The sequence below is a fragment of the Streptomyces sp. DSM 42067 genome (assembly GCF_055792885.1).
The window spans coordinates 3,177,555-3,196,349 of the sequence record NZ_CM147706.1 but is presented as its reverse complement, the minus strand read 5'-3'; the positions used below and the strand labels follow the sequence as shown (position 1 = coordinate 3,196,349).

The 18,795-nt window shown below is 70.0% G+C and carries 16 protein-coding genes and 1 pseudogene; 4 read left to right on the top strand and 13 right to left on the bottom strand.

Annotated elements, in window-relative coordinates; genetic code table 11:
• Positions 1–56: 56 nt before the first annotated feature.
• The 6 genes from mmsB to ACSMXV_RS14920 all read right to left on the bottom strand — a co-directional run bounded on the left by mmsB (position 57) and on the right by ACSMXV_RS14920 (position 7,422).
• Positions 57–1,301: a multiple monosaccharide ABC transporter permease gene (gene mmsB / locus ACSMXV_RS14945; RefSeq protein ID WP_473178109.1), complete on the bottom strand. Its 1,245-nt coding sequence runs from the start codon at positions 1,299–1,301 to the stop codon at positions 57–59.
• The gene (gene mmsA / locus ACSMXV_RS14940; RefSeq protein WP_473178108.1) at positions 1,298–2,848 is read right to left on the bottom strand and encodes a multiple monosaccharide ABC transporter ATP-binding protein; all 1,551 of its coding nucleotides are present in this window, start codon (positions 2,846–2,848) and stop codon (positions 1,298–1,300) included. The genes mmsB and mmsA overlap by 4 nt, the downstream gene beginning before the upstream one ends.
• 45 nt (positions 2,849–2,893) lie before the next feature.
• On the bottom strand, positions 2,894–4,006 hold the full coding sequence (gene chvE / locus ACSMXV_RS14935; RefSeq protein ID WP_473178107.1) for a multiple monosaccharide ABC transporter substrate-binding protein: 1,113 nt from the start codon (positions 4,004–4,006) through the stop codon (positions 2,894–2,896).
• A 135-nt stretch (positions 4,007–4,141) separates the two neighbouring features.
• Entirely contained in the window at positions 4,142–5,104 is a 963-nt protein-coding gene (locus ACSMXV_RS14930; protein WP_473178106.1) for a hypothetical protein, read from the bottom strand.
• A gap of 150 nt (positions 5,105–5,254) precedes the next feature.
• Complete coding sequence (locus ACSMXV_RS14925) at positions 5,255–6,265, bottom strand: zinc-dependent alcohol dehydrogenase (RefSeq protein WP_473178105.1); 1,011 nt, start codon at positions 6,263–6,265, stop codon at positions 5,255–5,257.
• Positions 6,262–7,422, bottom strand: a complete 1,161-nt coding sequence (locus ACSMXV_RS14920; RefSeq protein WP_473178104.1) for a mandelate racemase/muconate lactonizing enzyme family protein — start codon at positions 7,420–7,422, stop codon at positions 6,262–6,264. The genes ACSMXV_RS14925 and ACSMXV_RS14920 overlap by 4 nt, the downstream gene beginning before the upstream one ends.
• Before the next feature lie 221 nt (positions 7,423–7,643).
• Between ACSMXV_RS14920 and ACSMXV_RS14915 the strand changes: the two are divergent.
• Positions 7,644–7,916: pseudogene (locus tag ACSMXV_RS14915) on the top strand (SCO2400 family protein); the annotation flags it as partial.
• Between the two features lie 245 nt (positions 7,917–8,161).
• On the opposite strand, the gene ACSMXV_RS14910 reads toward ACSMXV_RS14915, so the two are convergent.
• Together ACSMXV_RS14910 and ACSMXV_RS14905 are read right to left on the bottom strand one after the other, a co-directional pair.
• Positions 8,162–8,305, bottom strand: a complete 144-nt coding sequence (locus ACSMXV_RS14910) for a hypothetical protein (protein WP_473179257.1) — start codon at positions 8,303–8,305, stop codon at positions 8,162–8,164.
• Between the two features lie 84 nt (positions 8,306–8,389).
• Positions 8,390–9,421: an NADP-dependent oxidoreductase gene (locus tag ACSMXV_RS14905; protein WP_473178103.1), complete on the bottom strand. Its 1,032-nt coding sequence runs from the start codon at positions 9,419–9,421 to the stop codon at positions 8,390–8,392.
• 90 nt (positions 9,422–9,511) lie between these two features.
• Between ACSMXV_RS14905 and ACSMXV_RS14900 the strand changes: the two genes are divergently transcribed.
• On the top strand, positions 9,512–9,997 hold the full coding sequence (locus ACSMXV_RS14900; RefSeq protein WP_473178102.1) for a MarR family winged helix-turn-helix transcriptional regulator: 486 nt from the start codon (positions 9,512–9,514) through the stop codon (positions 9,995–9,997).
• Positions 9,998–10,422: 425 nt separating this feature from the next.
• Here ACSMXV_RS14900 and ACSMXV_RS14895 read toward each other — a convergent pair whose 3' ends face one another.
• The gene (locus ACSMXV_RS14895; protein WP_473178101.1) at positions 10,423–11,346 is read right to left on the bottom strand and encodes a hypothetical protein; all 924 of its coding nucleotides are present in this window, start codon (positions 11,344–11,346) and stop codon (positions 10,423–10,425) included.
• A gap of 232 nt (positions 11,347–11,578) precedes the next feature.
• Here ACSMXV_RS14895 and ACSMXV_RS14890 point away from each other — a divergent pair, with 232 nt between their 5' ends.
• Positions 11,579–12,391, top strand: a complete 813-nt coding sequence (locus tag ACSMXV_RS14890) for an EI24 domain-containing protein (protein WP_473178100.1) — start codon at positions 11,579–11,581, stop codon at positions 12,389–12,391.
• Between the two features lie 17 nt (positions 12,392–12,408).
• Here ACSMXV_RS14890 and ACSMXV_RS14885 read toward each other — a convergent pair whose 3' ends face one another.
• Together ACSMXV_RS14885 and ACSMXV_RS14880 are read right to left on the bottom strand one after the other, a co-directional pair.
• Entirely contained in the window at positions 12,409–12,966 is a 558-nt protein-coding gene (locus ACSMXV_RS14885) for a TetR/AcrR family transcriptional regulator (RefSeq protein WP_473178099.1), read from the bottom strand.
• An 81-nt stretch (positions 12,967–13,047) separates the two neighbouring features.
• Positions 13,048–13,845 carry an ArsR/SmtB family transcription factor gene (locus ACSMXV_RS14880; protein ID WP_473178942.1) on the bottom strand — a complete coding sequence of 266 codons (798 nt, stop codon included), beginning with the start codon at positions 13,843–13,845 and terminating at the stop codon, positions 13,048–13,050.
• 229 nt (positions 13,846–14,074) lie between these two features.
• On the opposite strand from ACSMXV_RS14880, the gene ACSMXV_RS14875 reads away from it, so the two are divergent.
• The gene (locus ACSMXV_RS14875) at positions 14,075–16,531 is read left to right on the top strand and encodes a glycoside hydrolase family 3 protein (RefSeq protein ID WP_473178098.1); all 2,457 of its coding nucleotides are present in this window, start codon (positions 14,075–14,077) and stop codon (positions 16,529–16,531) included.
• Between the two features lie 9 nt (positions 16,532–16,540).
• On the opposite strand, the gene ACSMXV_RS14870 is transcribed toward ACSMXV_RS14875, so the two are convergent.
• Together ACSMXV_RS14870 and ACSMXV_RS14865 are read right to left on the bottom strand one after the other, a co-directional pair.
• A complete protein-coding gene (locus tag ACSMXV_RS14870; RefSeq protein WP_473178097.1) occupies positions 16,541–17,554 on the bottom strand; it encodes an aldose epimerase family protein in 1,014 nt (337 codons plus the stop codon).
• A gap of 82 nt (positions 17,555–17,636) precedes the next feature.
• Positions 17,637–18,548, bottom strand: coding sequence for an SGNH/GDSL hydrolase family protein (locus ACSMXV_RS14865; RefSeq protein ID WP_473178096.1), 912 nt, complete (start codon positions 18,546–18,548; stop codon positions 17,637–17,639).
• Positions 18,549–18,795: the final 247 nt, after the last annotated feature.

Below are 18,795 nucleotides of genomic sequence, written 5' to 3'. Positions count from 1 at the left end.
GCAGCGAGACCCGCTGCCGCCGCCGCGACACCCTATTTGCGGCTCGGTTCGCCTGGTTACGAAACGCCCTTGCGCTTGTTCCACACGTCGAAGCCGACGGCCGCCAACAGGGCCAGGCCCTTGATGACCTGCTGCCAGTCGGTCCCGACGCTGAGCAGGTTCATGCCGTTGTTCAGCACGCCGAGGACGAGGCCGCCGATGATCGCGCCGAACACGGTGCCCACGCCGCCGCTCATCGACGCGCCACCGATGAACGCCGAGGCGATCGCCTCGAGTTCGTAGTTCAGGCCCGCCTTCGGAGAGGCCGCGTTCAGTCGGGCGGCGATCGCCAGACCCGCCAGGGCCGCGAGCACGCCCATGTTCACGAAGACCAGGAAGGTGACCTTCTTGTCCTTCACGCCGGACAGCTTCGCCGCCGGCAGGTTGCCGCCGATCGCGTAGATGTGCCGGCCGAAGACGGCGTTGCGCATGAGGTAGCCGTAGCCGACCACCAGCGCGCCCAGGATCAGCAGGATGATCGGCGTGCCCTTGTAGCTGGCGAGCAGCATCGTGACCACGAGGAGCGCGGCGACGATGGCGACGATCTTGAGCAGGAAGATGTTGCGCGGCACCACGTCCAGCGCGAACTCCTGCTGGCGCTTGCGGTCGCGGACCTCCTGGAGGACCACGAAGGCGATCAGGACGAAGCCCAGCAGCAGCGTGATGTTGTGGTAATTGGTGTTCGGGCCGACCTCGGGCAGGAAGCCGTTGCCCATCTTCTGCAGCCCGTCGGGGAAGGGGCCGAGGGTCTGCCCCGCGAGGAGGATCTCCGTCACACCGCGGAAGACCAGCATCCCGGCGAGGGTGACGATGAACGACGGTATGCCTAGATACGCGATGAAGAACCCCTGCGCCGCGCCCGCCACCGCGCCCGCCAGCAGGCAGAGCACCACGGCGACCGGCCACGATATGTGGTGCTGCACCGTCAGCACGGCCGCGAACGCGCCCACGAACGCCGTCAGCGAACCGACCGACAGGTCGATGTGGCCCGCGATGATCACCAGCATCATGCCGATCGCGAGGATCAGGATGTAGCTGTTCTGCAGGACCAGGTTGGAGACGTTGCGCGGCAGCAGCAGGTCGCCGTCGGTCCAGATCGCGAAGAGGGCGACGATCAGGCCAAGGGCGAGCAGCATGCCGTACTGCCGCATGTTGCGGCGCAGGCCGTCCAGCATCAGCTGCAGCAGGCCCCCGCCCGTACCCGATCGTGTCCCGCCCGGCGGCGCCGGGGCCGGGCTCTTGGCGGTCAGTTCCGTGCTCATCGCGTTACCTCTTTGTCCTTCGTCATCTGGCGCATCAGCGATTCCTGCGTGGCCTCGGCACGCGGGAGCTCACCGGTCAGCCGCCCCGCGGCCATCGTGTAGATGCGGTCACACATACCGAGCAGCTCCGGCAGCTCGGAGGAGATGAAGACGACCGCCTTGCCCTCGGCCGCCAGTTGGTCGATGACCGTGTAGATCTCGTACTTGGCGCCGACGTCGATCCCGCGCGTCGGCTCGTCCAGGATCAGCACGTCCGGACCCGCGAAGATCCACTTGCTGAGGACGACCTTCTGCTGGTTGCCGCCGGACAGCTTGCCCACCGGCTCGAACACGGTCGGTGCCTTGATGTTCATGGACTTGCGGAACCGCTCGGCGACCTGCCGCTCCTCGTGCTCGTCGACCACACCCCGCTTGGCGACCTTGCCGAGGGCGGTCAGCGAGATGTTGCGGTTGATGGTGTCGATGAGGTTGAGGCCATAGTGCTTGCGGTCCTCGGTGACGTACGCGATCCCGTGCCCGACCGCCTCGGAGACGGTCTTCGTACGGATCTCCTTGCCGTCCTTGAGAACCGTGCCGCCGGCGTACCGGCCGTACGTCCGCCCGAACACGCTCATCGCGAGTTCGGTGCGGCCGGCGCCCATGAGGCCCGCGATCCCGACGATCTCCCCGCGCCGCACGTTGATGGACACATCGTCGACCACCTTGCGCTGCTGGTCGATCGGGTGGTGCACGGTCCAGTTGCGGATCTCCAGCGCCGGGGCGGCGCCCGTCTCCGCCTCGTGCGGGGTGCGCTCCGGGAAGCGGTGGTCGAGGTCGCGGCCGACCATGCCGCTGATGATCCGGTCCTCCGTGGTGTCCGGCGCCTTCACATCGAGGGTCTCGATGGACTTGCCGTCGCGGATGATCGTCACCGAGTCGGCGACCTTGCGGATCTCGTTGAGCTTGTGGGAGATGATGATCGAGGTGATGCCCTGCTTCTTCAACTCCAGGATCAGATCGAGGAGTTTGCCGCTGTCCTCGTCGTTCAGAGCCGCGGTCGGCTCGTCCAGGATGAGGAGCTTCACCTTCTTCGACAGAGCCTTGGCGATCTCCACGAGCTGCTGCTTGCCCACGCCGATGTCGGCGACGCGGGTCTCCGGGTGGTCGGAGAGACCGACCCGGCGCAGCAGCTCGGTGGCGTGCCGCAGGGTCTCCCTCCAGTCGATGAACCCGCCCTTGGCGTGCTCGTTGCCGAGGAAGATGTTCTCCGCGAGGGAGAGGTACGGCGACAGCGCCAGCTCCTGGTGGATGATGACGATGCCGCGGTGCTCGCTCGCCCGGATGTCCTTGAACTCGCAGACCTCGCCCTCGAAGAGGATGTCCCCTTCGTAGGTGCCGTGCGGGTGGACGCCGGAGAGGACCTTCATCAAGGTCGACTTACCGGCGCCGTTCTCCCCACAGATGGCGTGGACCTCGCCCTGCTGGACGGTCAGTGTGACGTCCGAGAGCGCCTTGACGCCGGGAAAGGTCTTGACGATCGAGCGCATTTCCAGGACGGGTCCCGCCATGGTCTTGCCTTCCAATCAGTGGTGAATCGTCGGTTGGTGGCGGGGTTACTTGAGGTCGCTTGCCTTGATGTAGCCGGAGTCGACGACGACCTTCTGGTAGTTGGCCTTGTCGACGGCTACCGGGTCGAGCAGGTACGCCGGGACGACCTTGGAGCCGTTGTCGTAGGTCTCGGTGTCGTTGACCTCGGGCTTCTTGCCGCCGAGGACGGAGTCGACCATGCTCGAGGCCACCTTGGCGAGCTCGCGGGTGTCCTTGTACACGGTCATCGACTGCTCGTCGGCGATGATCGACTTCACCGAGGCGACCTCGGCGTCCTGCCCGGTGACGACCGGCAGCGGCTTGTCCTTGGAGCCGTAGCCGTCCGACTTGAGCGCCGAGAGGATGCCGATGGAGATGCCGTCGTACGGCGAGAGCACCGCGTCGACCTCGGCGGTCTTGTACGACTTGGTGAGGATGTCGTCCATGCGCCGCTGCGCGGTGGCGCCGTCCCAGCGCAGGGTGGTGACCTGCGTCAGCTTGGTCTGGCCGGACTTGACGACGAGCTGCTTCTTGTCGATGTACGGCTGCAGGACCTTCATCGCGCCGCCGAAGAAGTAGCGGGTGTTGTTGTCGTCGTTGGAGCCGGCGAAGAGCTCGATGTTGAATGGGCCCTTCTCGCTGCCGTCCTTCAGGCCGAGCTTCTCGACGATGTAGGTGGCCTGGAGCTCGCCGACCTTCTCGTTGTCGAAGGACGCGTAGTAGTCGACGTTCTCGGTGCCGAGGATGAGGCGGTCGTAGGAGATCACCGGGATGTCGGCGTCCTTGGCCTGCTGCAGGACGTTGTTCAGCGACTTGTTGTCGATCGCCGCGACGATCAGCGCCTTGACGCCCTGGGTGATCAGGTTCTCGATCTGCGAGACCTGCTGGTCGGGGTCGTCCTCGCCGTAGACCAGCTTGGTCTTGTAGCCCTTGGACTCCAGGTCCTTGACCACGTTGTTGCCGTCGGCTATCCAGCGCTCGGAGGACTTCGTCGGCATCGCGATGCCGATGGTGCCGCCCTTGGCGCTGTCCTTGGTCTCCTCGCTGCCGCCCTCGCTGCTCTGGCCACAGGCCGTGAGAGTGAGTGCCATGGCAGCGGTCACGGCGGTGGCGAGGGTGACGGCTCTGCGATTGCGCATGATCAACATCCTTGATGTGGGGTGATGCTCGGTCTGGCGAGAGAGTGCGACGAGCGAGATGTGGTGGACCCGTGTAGGTCGTGTCGGATTCTGCGCGGCTACGTCTTCTTCTGTGAAGAGGGTTTGGCCGGAACGTTATGTGGGAATTGCGAACCGGTTCAGCTGGCCGGGCAGTCGGGAGCCTAGCGGGGACATGCCACCGTCGGCGCCGTGTCGGGCAAGAAGATCGAGAACGAGACGGCCACGTCGCACCCGCTCACGCGCGGTCTCGAGAGTGGTGTCCCGCATATGGCCGCCGTACGGATAGATGCCGGGGGCCTTGGAGAGCCCGAACTTCAGGTACAGCGGGGCACCGCGCCGGATGAGCTCCGCCGCGTCGTACATCCGCACGTAGCCGCCCAGGTCGTCCGGAGCCTCGACATACAGGTCCATCGGCGCGCGACTGACCCGCCGGATCTCGGTGAGGTGCTGGAAGGTGAGGTCCGAGGGGATGTTGATGGAGTCGCCGCCCAGCTGCTCCCAGACCGAGTACGAGGCCGGGTTCACGGGGCCGACCAGCGCGGACACCTTGAAGGTGGTGTCGGCGGGCAGCACGCCCTGGGCGCGCATCCGGTGCAGCAGCCACAGCACGCCCTCGTCGGCGACGAGCAGGCACTTCACGCCCAACTCGGTGGCGCGCAGGGCGTCTTCGACACAGCCCGCGAGGGCGTCGTGGCCGCGCGCCCGCAGACCGGCGCCGCCGGACTGGGTGCGCGTCGCCGCCCCGATGTCCCAGGTGCCGCGCGGACCGGTGAACAGGCAGAGCTCGATGTCGCGTTCGGCGCAGGCCTCGACCATCTCGGTGATCTCGGCGTCGGTGAGCATCCAGACGCCGCTGCCCTGGCTGATGCGGTGGACCGGCACATCGAGCCGGGAGGTCTCCTTGAGGACCACGGCGAGCGCCTCGGGCCCTTCCACGGACGGGATTTCGGTGCGCCAGGTGCCGCCGTCCGGGAAGGAATGCGGTGAGGCGTCGGCCGGTTCCGGTGCGGGTGCGCCGAAGCCGAGCGGGCCGAGGGCGCTGTCGCCGGGGCGGCGGGGGGCGATGGGCTCGGGCACGGTTCTCCTCGATAAGTCGTTCAGCTGTGTTGATAGTCGATCAACGGCGCCTGTGCGGCCGCGTTTACGCGTTTGATATCTCGTACGAGGTTCGGAGCTGTGGGTGTACGCCGGTACGGGGGTGTCAGGAGCCCCGTACCGGCGTACGGTCTAGGCGGCCGGCTTGAGCAGGACCTTGCCGACCTTGGGGTCGCCCGAGCCCACCAGCTCGATCGCCTCGGCGAAGCCCGTGAGGGGCAGCTCGTGGGTGACCAGTGGCAGCGGGTTCAGCAGCCCGGCGCCGAAGGCCCGTACGGTGTGCGCCCAGGCGGCGGGCGGGGCGCCGAAGACGGTCTGCACCTCGAGCTGGCGCACGACGAGGTCTGTCGGGTCGAGCCCGTCGGCGCCCGGGGCGGGGATGCCGGTGAGGATGAGCCGTCCGCCGCGGCGCAGCAGAGCGGCCGACGTACGGGCGGCCGAGGCCGATCCCGCGGTCTCGATCACCACGTCGAAGTCGTCGGGAAGCTCCTGGTCCCGGGTGCGGAAATCGGTGGCCCCGAAGGACAGCGACATCTCGCGCCGGTCCGGGCGGGTGCCCACCACAAGGAGTTCGGCGGGCGAGCCCGCGGCGAGGAACTGCACGGCGAACATCCCGAGCGTTCCGGTGCCGACCACGGCGACCCGCTCGCCGGGCCGTGCGTTCGCTTTCAGCGCAGCGGCGGCGATGCAGGCGGCGGGCTCGAGGAGCGCGGCGGCCGTCAGATCGGCGTCGTCCGGCAGGATGTGGAGCAGTCGGGCCGGCAGCGTCAGCGTGGCGGCCATGGCGCCGGGCTGGGTGAACCCGGTCTCCTCGTAGCCCGCGGTGCACAGCGTCGTCTCGCCCGCGTGGCACCGGTCGCACACCTGGCAGTTGCGGAAGCCCTCGCCGACGACCTTCCGGCCGACGAGCCCGGCGGGCACGCCGTCGCCGACCGCCTCGACGGTCCCGGACCACTCGTGGCCGGGCGTGAGGGGAAAGCGCACATAGCCCTCGGGCCGGTTGCCCTGGTAGATCTCGCGGTCGCTGCCGCAGATCCCGCTCGCGTGCACGCGGACGAGGGCCTCGCCGGGCGCGGGGTCGCGCGGCGTGTGCGCGACCAGCCGGTAGGAGCCGGGCGCGTCCAGTACGACGGCGGTGCTCACTGCTGCCCCTTCTTCGGGTCCCGCTTCTCCCAGCCCTCGGCCCACAGGTCGAACCGGGCCTGCTGCTGCGGGAACTCGGCGGCCGCGTCGGTGTCGAGCTCGACGCCGAGACCGGGTGCGTCCGAGATGTGGAAGTAGCCGTCGACGACCTGCGGGGCGCCCTTGACGACCTTCTTGATCTCCGCGTCCGCGAAGTCGTTGAAGTGCTCCAGGATCTTGAAGTTGGGCGCGGTGAAGCCCACCTGGAGGCTCGCCGCCGTCAGCACCGAGCCGCCGACGTTGTGCGGGGCGACCAGCATGTAGTGCGTCTCGGCGGTCGCCGCGAGCTTGCGGGTCTCCCAGATGCCGCCGATGTGGCCGACGTCGGGCTGGATGATGTCCACGGCCTGGCTCTCGAAGAGCTCGCGGAACTCGATCCGGTCGTGGATGCGCTCACCGGTCGCGACCGGCATGTCGACCTTCGCGGCGACCTTCTCCAGCGCCTTGAGGTTCTCCGGCGGCACCGGCTCCTCCAGCCACGCGGGCTTGAAGGGCGCGAGCTCGCGCGCGAGCCGGACGGCGGTCGCGGGGGAGAAGCGGCCGTGCATCTCCAGCATCAGCTCGGAGTCCGGGCCGATCGCGTCCCGCACGGCCTCGATCAGCGACACCGCGTACAGGCTCTGCTCGTGGTCCAGCTCGAAGTGCCCCGTCCCGAACGGGTCGATCTTCAGCGCCTTGTAGCCGCGCGCCATGACCTCCTGCGCGGCCTTGTGGTACGCCTCCGGGGTGCGCTCGGTGGTGTACCAGCCGTTGGCGTACGCCTTGACCTTGTCGGTGACCTTGCCGCCCAGGAGCTGCCACACCGGCACCCCGAGCGCCTTGCCCTTGATGTCCCAGCAGGCCATCTCGATCACGGCGATGCCGGACATCACGATCTCGCCCGCCCGGCCGTAGTCGCCGTACTTCATGCGGCGGACCAGGTCCTCGACAGCGAACGGATCGGAACCGATGATGTGGTTGGCCTCGGCCTCGCGCAGATAGCCGAGCAGCGCATCGGTGTGGCCCAGCATCCGGGTCTCGCCGACACCTGTGATCCCCTCGTCGGTGTGCACCTGGACGTACGTCAGGTTCCGCCAGGGCGTCCCGACCACGTATGTGCTGATTCCGGTGATGCGCACGGCAATTGCCCCCAGTGCTGTTCGAAATTTCGGCTCACGTTCGAAATGCTGGCGAGACAGTAAGGACGGCGCAGGTCGAGTGTCAATGGTTCGGGCACATATGTGTTGCGGCGACATGCCGTAGAGGCCTCGCGCGGCGCACCGGAACGATCTATTCCCTACACAATTTTCACACCAGTCACTTTCTCCGTAACCGGCGCTACGCCTAGCCTGCGTGCGTCATGGACTACTGCCACCCGTGCCGAAGGCACCTCAATGGCGCCCTCGCCTGCCCGGGGTGCGGAACGCCCGCCGAAGCCTGTCGCCAGTATGCGGAGGCCGTCACCGCCCAGGAGGCCGCGGACGGATCGGGCGAGGCGTACGGCGAAGAGACGGAGTACGCCCAAGGAGGTCGCCGCGGCCGGGGAGGCCGCGCCTCCGTCCGGGCGCGCCGCCGCAGACGCCGCCGAACGCTGTTGATCACCGCGGGAGTTGTGCTCGCGGTCGGCGGCCTGAGTCTGGCCGAACTGGCCTCCGAGGCGCCGGGCGACAGTACGACCTCCGCGGCGTCCGACGGTGCGGCGGACGATGCCATGGACGACTTGCCGACTGCTGCGAGCACCGCGGAGTCGATCGGCGACGAGGTGGGCTCGGGCGCGGACTCGGCGGATGCAGAGCCCTCCAGTGCCTCGCCGTCGGCGTCGGCATCCGAGAAGGGTAAAAAGAAGAAAAAGGACGAAGGGGATAAGGCGGGGGAGGATCAGTCAGGCTCGGAATCCGGCTCGTCGGCCCCGGCCGCGACGCCCTCGTCCCAAGGCTCGACGATGACCAGGCCCCCAGCGTCGGCACCTCGGCCGACCGCTTCCGCGCCGACGCCGGACCCGGAGCCGTCGGAGACGTGCACACGCTTTCTGTGGTGGTGCGCCTGAGCTGATGGCGGGGTCGTGGGGCGTCGGCCGCATCGGCCCACGCCCCATGGCCGCAACGGTCAGCTCTCGAGCGTGACGATCATCTTCCCGGTGTTCTCGCCGCGCAGCACCCCGAGGAACGCCTCCAGGTTGTTCTCGATGCCCTCGACGACCGTCTCGCGGTACTTCAGCTCACCGGAGCGGACCCAGGCGCCGACCTCCTGGACGAACTGCGGCTGCAGGTCGTAGTGGTCGCCGACGAGGAAGCCCTCGATACGGCCGCGGGTCTGGATCAGGCGGGCGAGGTTGCGCGGGCCCGGCGCGGGCTCGGTGGCGTTGTAGACCGAGATCATGCCGCAGACGGCGATCCGGCCGCCCCTGTTGAGGGAGCCGATCGCGGCCTCGAGGTGGTCACCGCCGACGTTGTCGAAGTAGACGTCGATGCCGTCCGGGGCGGCCTCGCGCAGCTGCTGGGAGACCGGGCCGTTCTTGTAGTTGAACGCCGCGTCGAAACCGTACTCCTCGACGAGCAGCTTGACCTTGTCGTCCGAGCCCGCCGAGCCGATCACGCGCGCCGCGCCCTTGAGCTTGGCGATCTGACCGACCTGGCTGCCGACGGCGCCGGCCGCGCCGGACACGAAGACCGTCTCGCCCTCCTTGAACCCGGCGACGCGCAGCAGTCCCGCGTACGCGGTCAGGCCCGGCATGCCCAGCACGCCGAGGTAGGTGCTCAGCGGCGCCGCCTCGGGGTCGACCTTCACGGCGTACTTGGCGTCCACCGCCGCGTACTCGCGCCAGCCCTCGTAGTGCAGGACGTGGTCGCCGACCTGCAGGCCCTCGACGTCCGACGCGACGACGCGGCCGACGGCACCGCCCTGCATCGGCTCGTTGAGCTCGTACGGCGCGACATACGACTTGGCCGCGGACATCCGGCCACGCATGTACGGGTCCACGGACAGGACGAGGTTGCGCACGAGCACCTGGCCCGGGCCGGGCTGCGGCATCTCCACCTCGCGCAGGGCGAAGTCCTCCGGCTTGGGCCAGCCGTGCGGGCGGCTGACCAGGTGCCATTCGCGGCTGGTCGCGGGAAGCTGGTCGGGGCTCACGGACATGGGAGGCGCCTTTCAGAGATGTTTCATGTTCTGAAACAACCATGCTCCTGAATATTTCAGGGTGTCAAGTAAAGCGGTAGCCTGGGGGCCATGACCGGCCGGAACACCCGCACAGACTCATTGACCCTCGAGGTCGTCGAACTCATCGGCGCCGTCGTGGCGCGCTACCACGAGGAGTACGAGCAGGCGGCGGGCCGGCATGCGCTGACGGGCGCGCAGGCCCGTGTACTGGGGCTGCTGTCCCTGGAGCCGCTGCCCATGCGGCAGCTCGCACAGAAACTGAAGTGCGAGCCGTCGAACGTCACCGGGATCATCGACCGGCTGGAGGCCCGCGGCCTCGTGGAACGCCGCCCCGACCCCGCCGACCGCCGGGTGAAGCTGGCCGCACCCACGGAGGAGGGCCTGCGCACGGCGCGAAGCCTGCGCGAGTCACTGGACTTCGCACGCCGGCCCCTGGCGGGCCTGTCCCGGGACGAACGGGTGTCCCTGCGGGACATGCTGCGCAGGATGGTGGGCGCCGACGGTGACGCCGCCGACGCCGTCATCGTGGGTACGGACGGGGACAGCGACGCCTGACTGGGCCGCGGCGGGCCGCTGACGCCTGACTGGGCCGCGGCGGGCCGCTGACGCCTGACTGGGCCGCGGCGGGGGCGCCGACGTCTGGTCGGCCCGGCGGGGGGCGCCGACGTCTGACCGGGGCTGACGGGGTGTCGTGACGGGGCGTCGGCACCCCCCAGCGCGCTGTGGAGGGGGAGTCAGCGCGATGGCGCGAATGGCGGCGGGGCCGCAGATGTGGCCGCGCTGTCCGGAGATCCCGGCGGCGGGCTTGGCCGCCCGGCCCTGCCGAATGGCGGCCTGGCCCGCGCGCGTGGTGGCCTGGCCGGCCTGCGGCGCGTAGCCCACCCGCGCCGCGGCTCCCGCCGACGCCCGTCGTCCCGGCACGTGGACCGGCACGTCGCGTGGACGGTCACGTCGCGTGGACGGTCACGTCGCGTGGACCCTCACGTCGCGTGGACCGCCACCACCACCCCCTGGTCCGCCGCAGGCGCAGCCGCCGCCGTGACGCGGACCGCGGCGGCGCGGGCCAGGTGGCCCGTGCGGGCCGCGGTGGCGAGGAGGAGGGGCTGGAGCTGCTCCAGGCCGGAGACCAGGAGCTCCTCCCCTGCGATCAGGACCGGGCGGAACGTCTTCATGGCCTCGGCCGCGGCCTCGACGACGTCAGCGAGGGGTGGGAGCGCGGAGCGGACCACCCCGGCCCCGGCACCCGCCGCCCGTTCCGCCAGCGCGACCTGGAGCGGCAGCAGCGGGGCGAGCGCCGTCGTGAGCGCGTCGGCGATCCGGCGCAGCTCGGGACCCGAGTCGCGTAGTACATCGGCGGCGGCCAGCAGAACGGGTGTGAGGACGAGCAGCGCCCCGGCCGCCACCCCCGCCACGGCCGGCAGCAGCGGCGACGACGCCTCGACCAGCTCACTGATCGCGGCCGCGCACTCCTCGACCGCGGGCTCCACCGCGTCGAGCACCGGCAGCAGGCTGTCCCCGAGCGCGGTGAGCAGCGCCTGCGTGGGCTGACTCACGGGGTGAACGGCAAGCGGCGCACCGGTCGCGCCGAGCCGCGTGAGCGTGTCCACGATCCGGTAGAAGGCCTCCTGCGCCTGCGGCGACGCACTGGCCTCGGCGAGCTCCGCAGTGGTCTCCTGCAGCATGCGCAGCATCTGGGAGCCCGAACCGTCACGCGGATCAAGGGTGTTGACGACGATCCGCGTGATGTTCCCCGCGGTGTCGAGCAGCCGGCCGGAGAGCTCCCCCGTACTGCGCGCCATGCGCACCACGGACTCCACACCGGGGACGGACGGGATCTGGATCGGAATCGCGATCGGGATCTGAATCGGGATCTGACTCGGGATCGGGATCTGAATCGGGTTCATGGCCCTCCTCGTTGCTCCGGTGCGGCGCGTGGCGGCGGCCGGGTCCGCACTCAGCATGCCCTCCCCATGTGAACGTACGGGTTCCGTCGGGGCAGCCGTTGCCCCAAGGCCCTCTTGGTGCAGGTGAGTTGACTGAGTTGAATCGGCACCGACGCCGGTGACAGCTACGGGAAGCAGGTACCAGTCCAGGCACCGGCCCACCCAAGGCGCCCCGCCAGGTATCGTTCGGGCCATGCATGATCTTGGGGCGGGATTCGCATACCTGGCCAAGGGCCAACGCTGGGTTGCCCGACACCGGCGCCAGTACGGGTTCGGGCTGCTGCCCGGCCTGATCACCCTCGTGCTGTACGCCGCCGCACTGACCGCGCTCGCCCTCTGGGGCGGGGACTTCGTCGGCTGGGCCACACCCTTCGCCGACGACTGGTCCTCGCCGTGGCTCGGCCTGTTCCGCGGCTTCCTGACCGCCGTCCTGTACGCCCTGGGGCTGCTGCTCGCGGTCCTCACCTTCACGGCGGTGACCCTGCTCGTCGGACAGCCCTTCTACGAGGCGCTGTCCGAGAAGGTCGACCGCTCCGTGTCGCCCGACGGCTCCGCGCCGGAGTCGGGGCTGCCGCTCTGGCGGGAGTTGTGGATCTCCGCCCGGGACAGCCTCCGCGTGCTGGCCAGGGCCGGACTCTGGGGCGTACTGCTCTTCGCCCTCGGATTCATCCCGTTCATCGGCCAGACGGTGATCCCGGTGCTCGGCTTCTTCGTCACCGGGTTCTTCCTCTCCCAGGAGCTCACGTCGGTCGCGATGCAGCGCCGCGGTGTCGAACTCCGCGACCGGCTCGTCATGTTGCGCGCCCGCAAGGCCCTGGCCTGGGGTTTCGGGACCCCGCTGGTCGTGTCCTTCCTGGTCCCGTTTGTCGCGGTGTTCCTGATGCCCGGCGCGGTGGCCGGCGCGACGCTGATGGCGCGGGACCTGCTCGGCGAGAGCACCCGGGACGACAGCGACGACGAAAAGGCGGACAACGAGATGGCGGAAGGCGAATCAACCGCCTCATGACCGCGGGGCGGTACGGGTCAGCCGCCGCCCAGCAGCCGGAGGAAGTCCCGGAACACCTCCGGCATGTCCACCTCGTCCGGGGCCAGCAGCCACTGGAACTGCAGCCCGTCCATCACCGCCACCATCAGCGGAGCCGCCTGCTCTGGGGTCAGCCCTCCGGGCAGCCGGTCGCCGTACTCGGCGCGCAGCACCTGCGCCATGTTCCCGCGCACCGCCGCGTACCGCCGCGTGAAGAACTCCCGCGCGGGATGCCCCTCGGTGACGCTCTCGCCCAGCAGGGCCGAGAAGGTCTGCACGATGCCGGGGCGCATCGCGTTGTACTCGACGAGTGAGCCCAGCAGGTCGAGCCGCCACTGGGAGTCCGGCACCGAGTCCCACTGGTCGCGTTCCTCCAGTACGGCGACGAGCAGCGTCTCCTTGGTGGGGAAGTAGTGCAGCAGCCCCTGCTGCGTGAGCCCGACCCGCTCGGCGACCGCCGCCAGGCTGGCGCCCCGGTAACCGCGCTCGGCGATCACCTCCAGGGCGGCGCGCAGAATCTCCGCACGGCGCTCCTGGCTTCTGGCCCTGGCAGCCATGGTGTCGGTCTCCTTCCCTTGGCCTGCCGCTCCTCCTCGCTCGCTGGGGGCGGCTCAGCCGGACCAGTAGAACAGCTGCGGTCACTCGGACGCGGGCTCCGGCAGCGCCTCGCCCGTCTCCAGCAGCGTCTTGAGGCTGGACAGCAGCGCCGGCCAGCCGCCGCGGATCATGTCCAGGACGGTGCTGCCCGGGTCGAAGCCGTCGTGGACGACGGTCAGCTTGACCATCTGCCCGAGCGGTTCGATCTCGAAGGTCACCTTGGAACGGCGCTCGGCGGAGATCCTGGCGAGCACGTCGTCGCTCACCCCGGCGGACTTGGCCCATTCCGGTGTGAAGGTGTGCCAGGTGTAGGACAGGCGGCGGAAGGGCTCCGACTCGAGGACCACCTGAGCGGGATCGGCGGTCCTGTTCCCGCCCTCCTCCCAGACCATCGCCGAACCGGCGTTCCAGTCCGTCTCGAAGGCCATGCCCCAGTAGCGGCGGGTGAAAGCCGGGTCGGTCAGCGCCTGCCAGAGCCGTTCCGGTGTGGTGTTGATGTAGGTCGTGTAGACGAACTCGTCGCTGGTCATGGGCTCTTGCTCCAATGCTCGCTTCAGGTCGGCGAGCGCGCGCACCCGCTCACGGTCGTACTGGTGGATCCAGCGCTCGGCGAGGGCGTTGATCGGTGCCGCGTTGAGGTAGTGCAGCTTCTCGCGGCCGCGCCACACCGTGGTCACCAGGTTCGCCGTCTCCAGTACCGCGAGGTGTTTGCTGACGGACTGGCGGGCCATGGAGAGCCCGGCGCACAGTTCGCGCAGGCTCTGCCCGTTGCGGGCGTTCAGGCTGTCCAGCAGCCGGCGGCGACTGGGATCGGCCAGTGCCCTGAACACCTCGTCCATCGTCTCTCGCCACCCCATTCATGCAGCCGTATGGCTGCATGAAACATAGGCAGCCATACGGCTGCACGTCAACGGGTACCCCTGGTACTCCTGGCTCCAAAGCGTCGATGCTCCAAAATCCCGGGCAATATAACGAGATCATAACGAAACCTACCACCCTACAGGCCGCCAGGTGCAGGATGGGTGGGCGTCCAAGGGGCGTCAGGGACTTCAACGAGGAGGTGCCACCGTGGCGGAGACCCACGCAGACCAGGCCCGCGAGGCGGCGGTGCAGGCCGCGCTCGGCAAGCTCGGCCTCGACGCGAAGGCGCGGCTGCTCGCCGGACAGGACATGTGGTCGCTGCCCGCGCTGCCGGAGATCGGCCTCGCGTCGCTCGTGATGTCGGACGGTCCCATCGGCGTCCGGGGCGTCCGCTGGACCGCCGACGACCCGTCCATCGCGCTGCCGTCCCCCACGGCGCTCGCCGCCACCTGGGACCCGGGTCTCGCCCGCCGCGCCGGCACCCTGCTGGCGCAGGAGGCCCGCCGCAAGGGCGTCCATGTCCTCCTCGCGCCGACCGTCAATCTGCACCGCTCACCGCTCGGCGGCCGCCACTTCGAGGCGTACAGCGAGGACCCGTATCTCACGGGCCGTATTGGCACGGGTTATGTGCAGGGTGTGCAGTCCGGCGGTGTCGGCACCACCGTGAAGCACTTCGTGGCGAACGACGCCGAGACCGACCGCTTCACCGTGAACAACGTCGTCTCGCCGCGCGCCCTGCGCGAGCTGTACCTCGCCCCCTTCGAGGCCATCGTCGAGAACGCCCGCCCATGGGGCATCATGACCGCCTACAACTCGGTCAACGGCACGACGATGACCGAGCACCGCCACCTTGTGAACGAGGTCCTGCGCGGCGAATGGGGCTTCGACGGCTTCAACGTCTCGGACTGGTTGGCCGCCCGGTCGACGGCCGGTTCCATCGAGGGCGGCCTCGACGTCGCCATGCCCGGCCCGGTGACCGTGTACGGCGAGGCGCTGGCCGCCGCCGTCCGCGCGGGCGAGGTCGACGAGGCGAAGGTCGACGAGGCCGTACGCAACGTGCTGCGGCTCGCCGCCCGCGTCGGCGCCCTCGAAGGCGCCGACCCGGTCGTGACCGAGCCGCCCGCCGAGATCGACGGTGAGGCCCTGGCCCGCGAGATCGCACGCCGCTCCTTTGTGCTCGTACGCAACGAGGCCGTTCAGGGCGGCCCGGCTCTGCCGATCGACCCCGCCCGCGTACGCAAGATCGCGCTCCTCGGCGCCGCCGCCCGCGACGCGCGCGTGCTGGGCGGCGGATCGGCGAGCGTCTTCCCGAGGCGCATCATCTCCCCGCTCGACGGCCTCACCGCGGCACTGCCCGCCGCCACGCTGACGTACGCACTCGGCGCCGATCCGACCGAGGAACTCGCCGCCGCCGGGAAGGGTTTCGAGCTGCGGGCCGTGTGCCGCGACGCCGCGGGAGAGATCATCGGTACGGCGTCCGTGCCGGGCGGCCAGATCCAGTGGCTGGGCAACGACCTCCCCGAGGGGGTCACCTACGATGCTCTGCACAGCGTCGAACTCACCGGCACCTTCACCCCGCGCGAGAGCGGCGCCCACTCCTTCGGCACCCGCGGCCTCGGCGGCTTCCGGCTCACCGTCGCGGGCGAGGTGCTCTTCGAGGGGGCGCAGGGACTCGGGCCGGAGTCCGACCCGTTCGAGGCGTTCTTCGGCGCGCCGGTCGAGCGCGGCCGGACCGAGCTGACGGCCGGCGAACCGGTCGAGGTCTCCCTCCAGCACATCGTCGCCAAGATCGACGACGCCCCCATCCAGGCCGTCGGCTTCTCTCTCGTCCACCGCGAGCCGCAGCGCGACGCCGACGAGCTGATCGCCGAGGCCGTCGAGGCCGCGCGCGACGCGGACACGGCGATCGTGGTCGTCGCCACCACCGACCGCGTCGAGTCCGAGGGCTTCGACCGCACGGACCTGCGGCTCCCCGGCCGCCAGGATGATCTCGTACGAGCCGTGGCCGCCGTCAACCCGAACACGGTCGTGGTCGTCAACTCCGGCTCCCCGGTCGAGGTGCCGTGGCGCGAGGACGTCGCGGCCGTCCTGCTCAGCTGGTTCCCGGGCCAGGAGGGCGGCGCCGCGCTGGCCGACGTCCTGCTCGGCGCGTACGAACCGGGCGGCCGGCTGCCCACGACCTGGCCCGCGACGCTCGAGGACGCCCCGGTCACGGGGATCACCCCCACCGACGGCGAACTCCATTACTCCGAGGGCGTGTTCATCGGCTACCGGGCCTGGGACAAGGCGGGCACGACCCCCGCGTACCCCTTCGGCCACGGCCTCGGCTACACCGACTGGACGTACGAATCGATCGAGACGGACGGCACCACGGTGACGGTCCGCGTCCGCAACTCCGGCGAGCGCGCGGGCCGCGAGGTCGTCCAGATCTACGTCGCTCCCGCCGAACCAGGCGCCGACCGGCCGGTGCGCCAACTCGCAGGTTTCACGGGCGTCGAGGCGGCACCGGGCGAGACCGCCGAAGTCACCGTCGAACTCCCGCGCCGTGCCTTCGAGATCTGGGACGAGCAGTCCGGCGCCTGGGCGGCGGTGAAGGGGGCGTACGAGATCCAGGCGGGCCGGTCGGTCGCGGACCGCCGCCTGAGCACGACGATCGAGGTCTGAGCGAGACGATCAAGGTCTGAGCGTCAGCCCCGCACCCCGCACCCCGAACCCGTACACCGTCTCCGACCGGTACACCTCGCCCGGCCGCAGCACCGTGCTCGGGAACTCCGGCCGGTTGGGGGAGTCGGGGAAGTGCTGGGTCTCCAGGGCGACACCGGCGCCCGGGGCGTAGGGATCGCCGTCGAGGTGGTCCGCCGTGTACAGCTGGAGGCCCGGCTCGGTCGTGGCGACGGTCAGCACCCGACCCGATGCCGGGTCATACAGCTCCGCGACCGGCTCGGGAGCGCTCGTGACCCCCTTGTCCAGCACGAAGTTGTGGTCGTACCCGCTGCCCACCTTCCGCGGTGTGCGGAAGTCGAACCGGGTGCCGGCCACCTCCGCCAGCTCCCCGGTCGGGATCAGGTCCGCGTCGGCCGGTGTGATCCGGGACGCCTCGATGCGCAGCTCGTGCCCCGCAGCGGCGTCGGCACCGGCGTCGGCGCCGGACAGGTTCCAGTAGCTGTGGTTCGTCAGGTTCACCACGGTCGGTGCGTCGGTCACCGCCTCGTACGCGATGCGCAGCGCGCCCGACTCGTCCAGCGAGTACGTCGCCGAGACCTCCAGACGGCCCGGGAAGCCCTCCTCGCCGTGCGGGCTCACCCTCGACAGCCGTACGCCGTGCCCGTCCGGTTCCGCGTCCCACACGCGCCGGTCGAAGCCCTCCTCGCCGCCGTGCAGGCTGTTCGGCCCGTTGTTCTGCGCCAGGTGGTGGAGGGACCCGTCGAGCCGGAAACGGCCGTGCGCGATCCGGTTCGCGTAGCGTCCGACCAGGGCGCCGAAGTACGGCCCGGAGTTCTCCAGATATCCCTGGAGGCCGGGCAGCGCCAGCGCCACCTGGGCGGTACGCCCGTCCCGGTCCGGGACCTCGGCCGACTGCACGATCCCGCCGTACGTCAGGACGCGGACGCGCACACCGGCGCGCTCCAGGGTCCAGCGGTGGACGGGCGTGCCGTCGGGAAGCGTGCCGAAGAGTTCGCTGTGCATGATCAGGACCCTACGCCCGGGCCACGGGCGGCGCGTGATCAGGGCGCCCGCTGCCGGCCGGCACTACCCCCGCTGACCGGCGCTACTCGGGCGCGTTCTTCGCCGTCACCGTGCGGTAGGCGATGGAGGCCAGGCGTGACTGCCCGTCCTTGCTGGGATGGAACCAGTCCCAGTGGCTCAACTGCTGGGTCCCGAACCGGTACTCGAACACCGCCCCGCCGTCGAACCGGCAGCGGTCGTCCTTCGCGCATACGTCCCTCAGCACCTTGTTGTAGGCGACCACGCGCTTCTGCACCTTGTCCCGACGCTTCATCGCGGCCGCGTCCACCACATCGGCGTCTCCCAGCATCGACGGGCAGATGCCCAGCTTCCACACCTGCTTGCCCATCGGATTGGTGCGCCCCTGGGACCAGAGCCGCTTCAGGTTCGGCACGCTCGCCACGTACACCTGCGCCTTGGGCAGCTCGCGGCGCAGCGTCCGCATCGCGTCCTCGAACTGGTCGCGGAAGTCGCTCACCTTGGTCATCGCGGACGTCGACGAGCGGCATGCGTCGTTGGCACCGGCCATCACCGCCACCAGTGCGGGACGGCGCGCCGCCGCCTTCTCCATCTGCGCGGCCACGTCCGCCATCCGGGAACCGGTCACGGCGTAGTTCCAACTCTGTGTGGCTGCACGCTGCTTCCCCAGCAGCCGCACCGCCAGGCTGCGCACCGTCGTGTCACTGCCCGTCGCCCAGGACACCTCGGGGCAGTCGGAGAGAACCGAACACGCGTCGAACCCGCGGGTGATGGAGTCCCCGACGGCGGCCACCGAGGCCGGGCTGCGGTCCCAGGTCGGGGTGGGCTTGGGGGAGACAGCCGCCTGACGCTTCGAGGAGGCGCCCGGACCGGGGGAGTTGCCACCGCCGCTGCACGCGACCAGACCGGAGGCGCCCAGAAGAACCGCCGTCACCCCGGCGACGGCGGCATGCACGCGGTGGCTGCGCTTCCGCATCCCTGCTCTCCTCTGTCGTTCGGACCACCCCTGGAGAACGTCGTACCTGGGGCAGCCGTTCCCGGCGGACCGTATGCGACAGGATCCCCGGACCGGACGCGAGGGGACGCACCCGCCCCCCGGGCGGCGGCACCTGGGGGTCCCGCCGGGTGAATGCCGGGCGTTTCCCGGCAGCGGGACCGACGGTACGTCACACTCCTTGCCCCGCCGCACGGTAGCCTCGGCCCCGTGGCGCCCGGCCACTGCC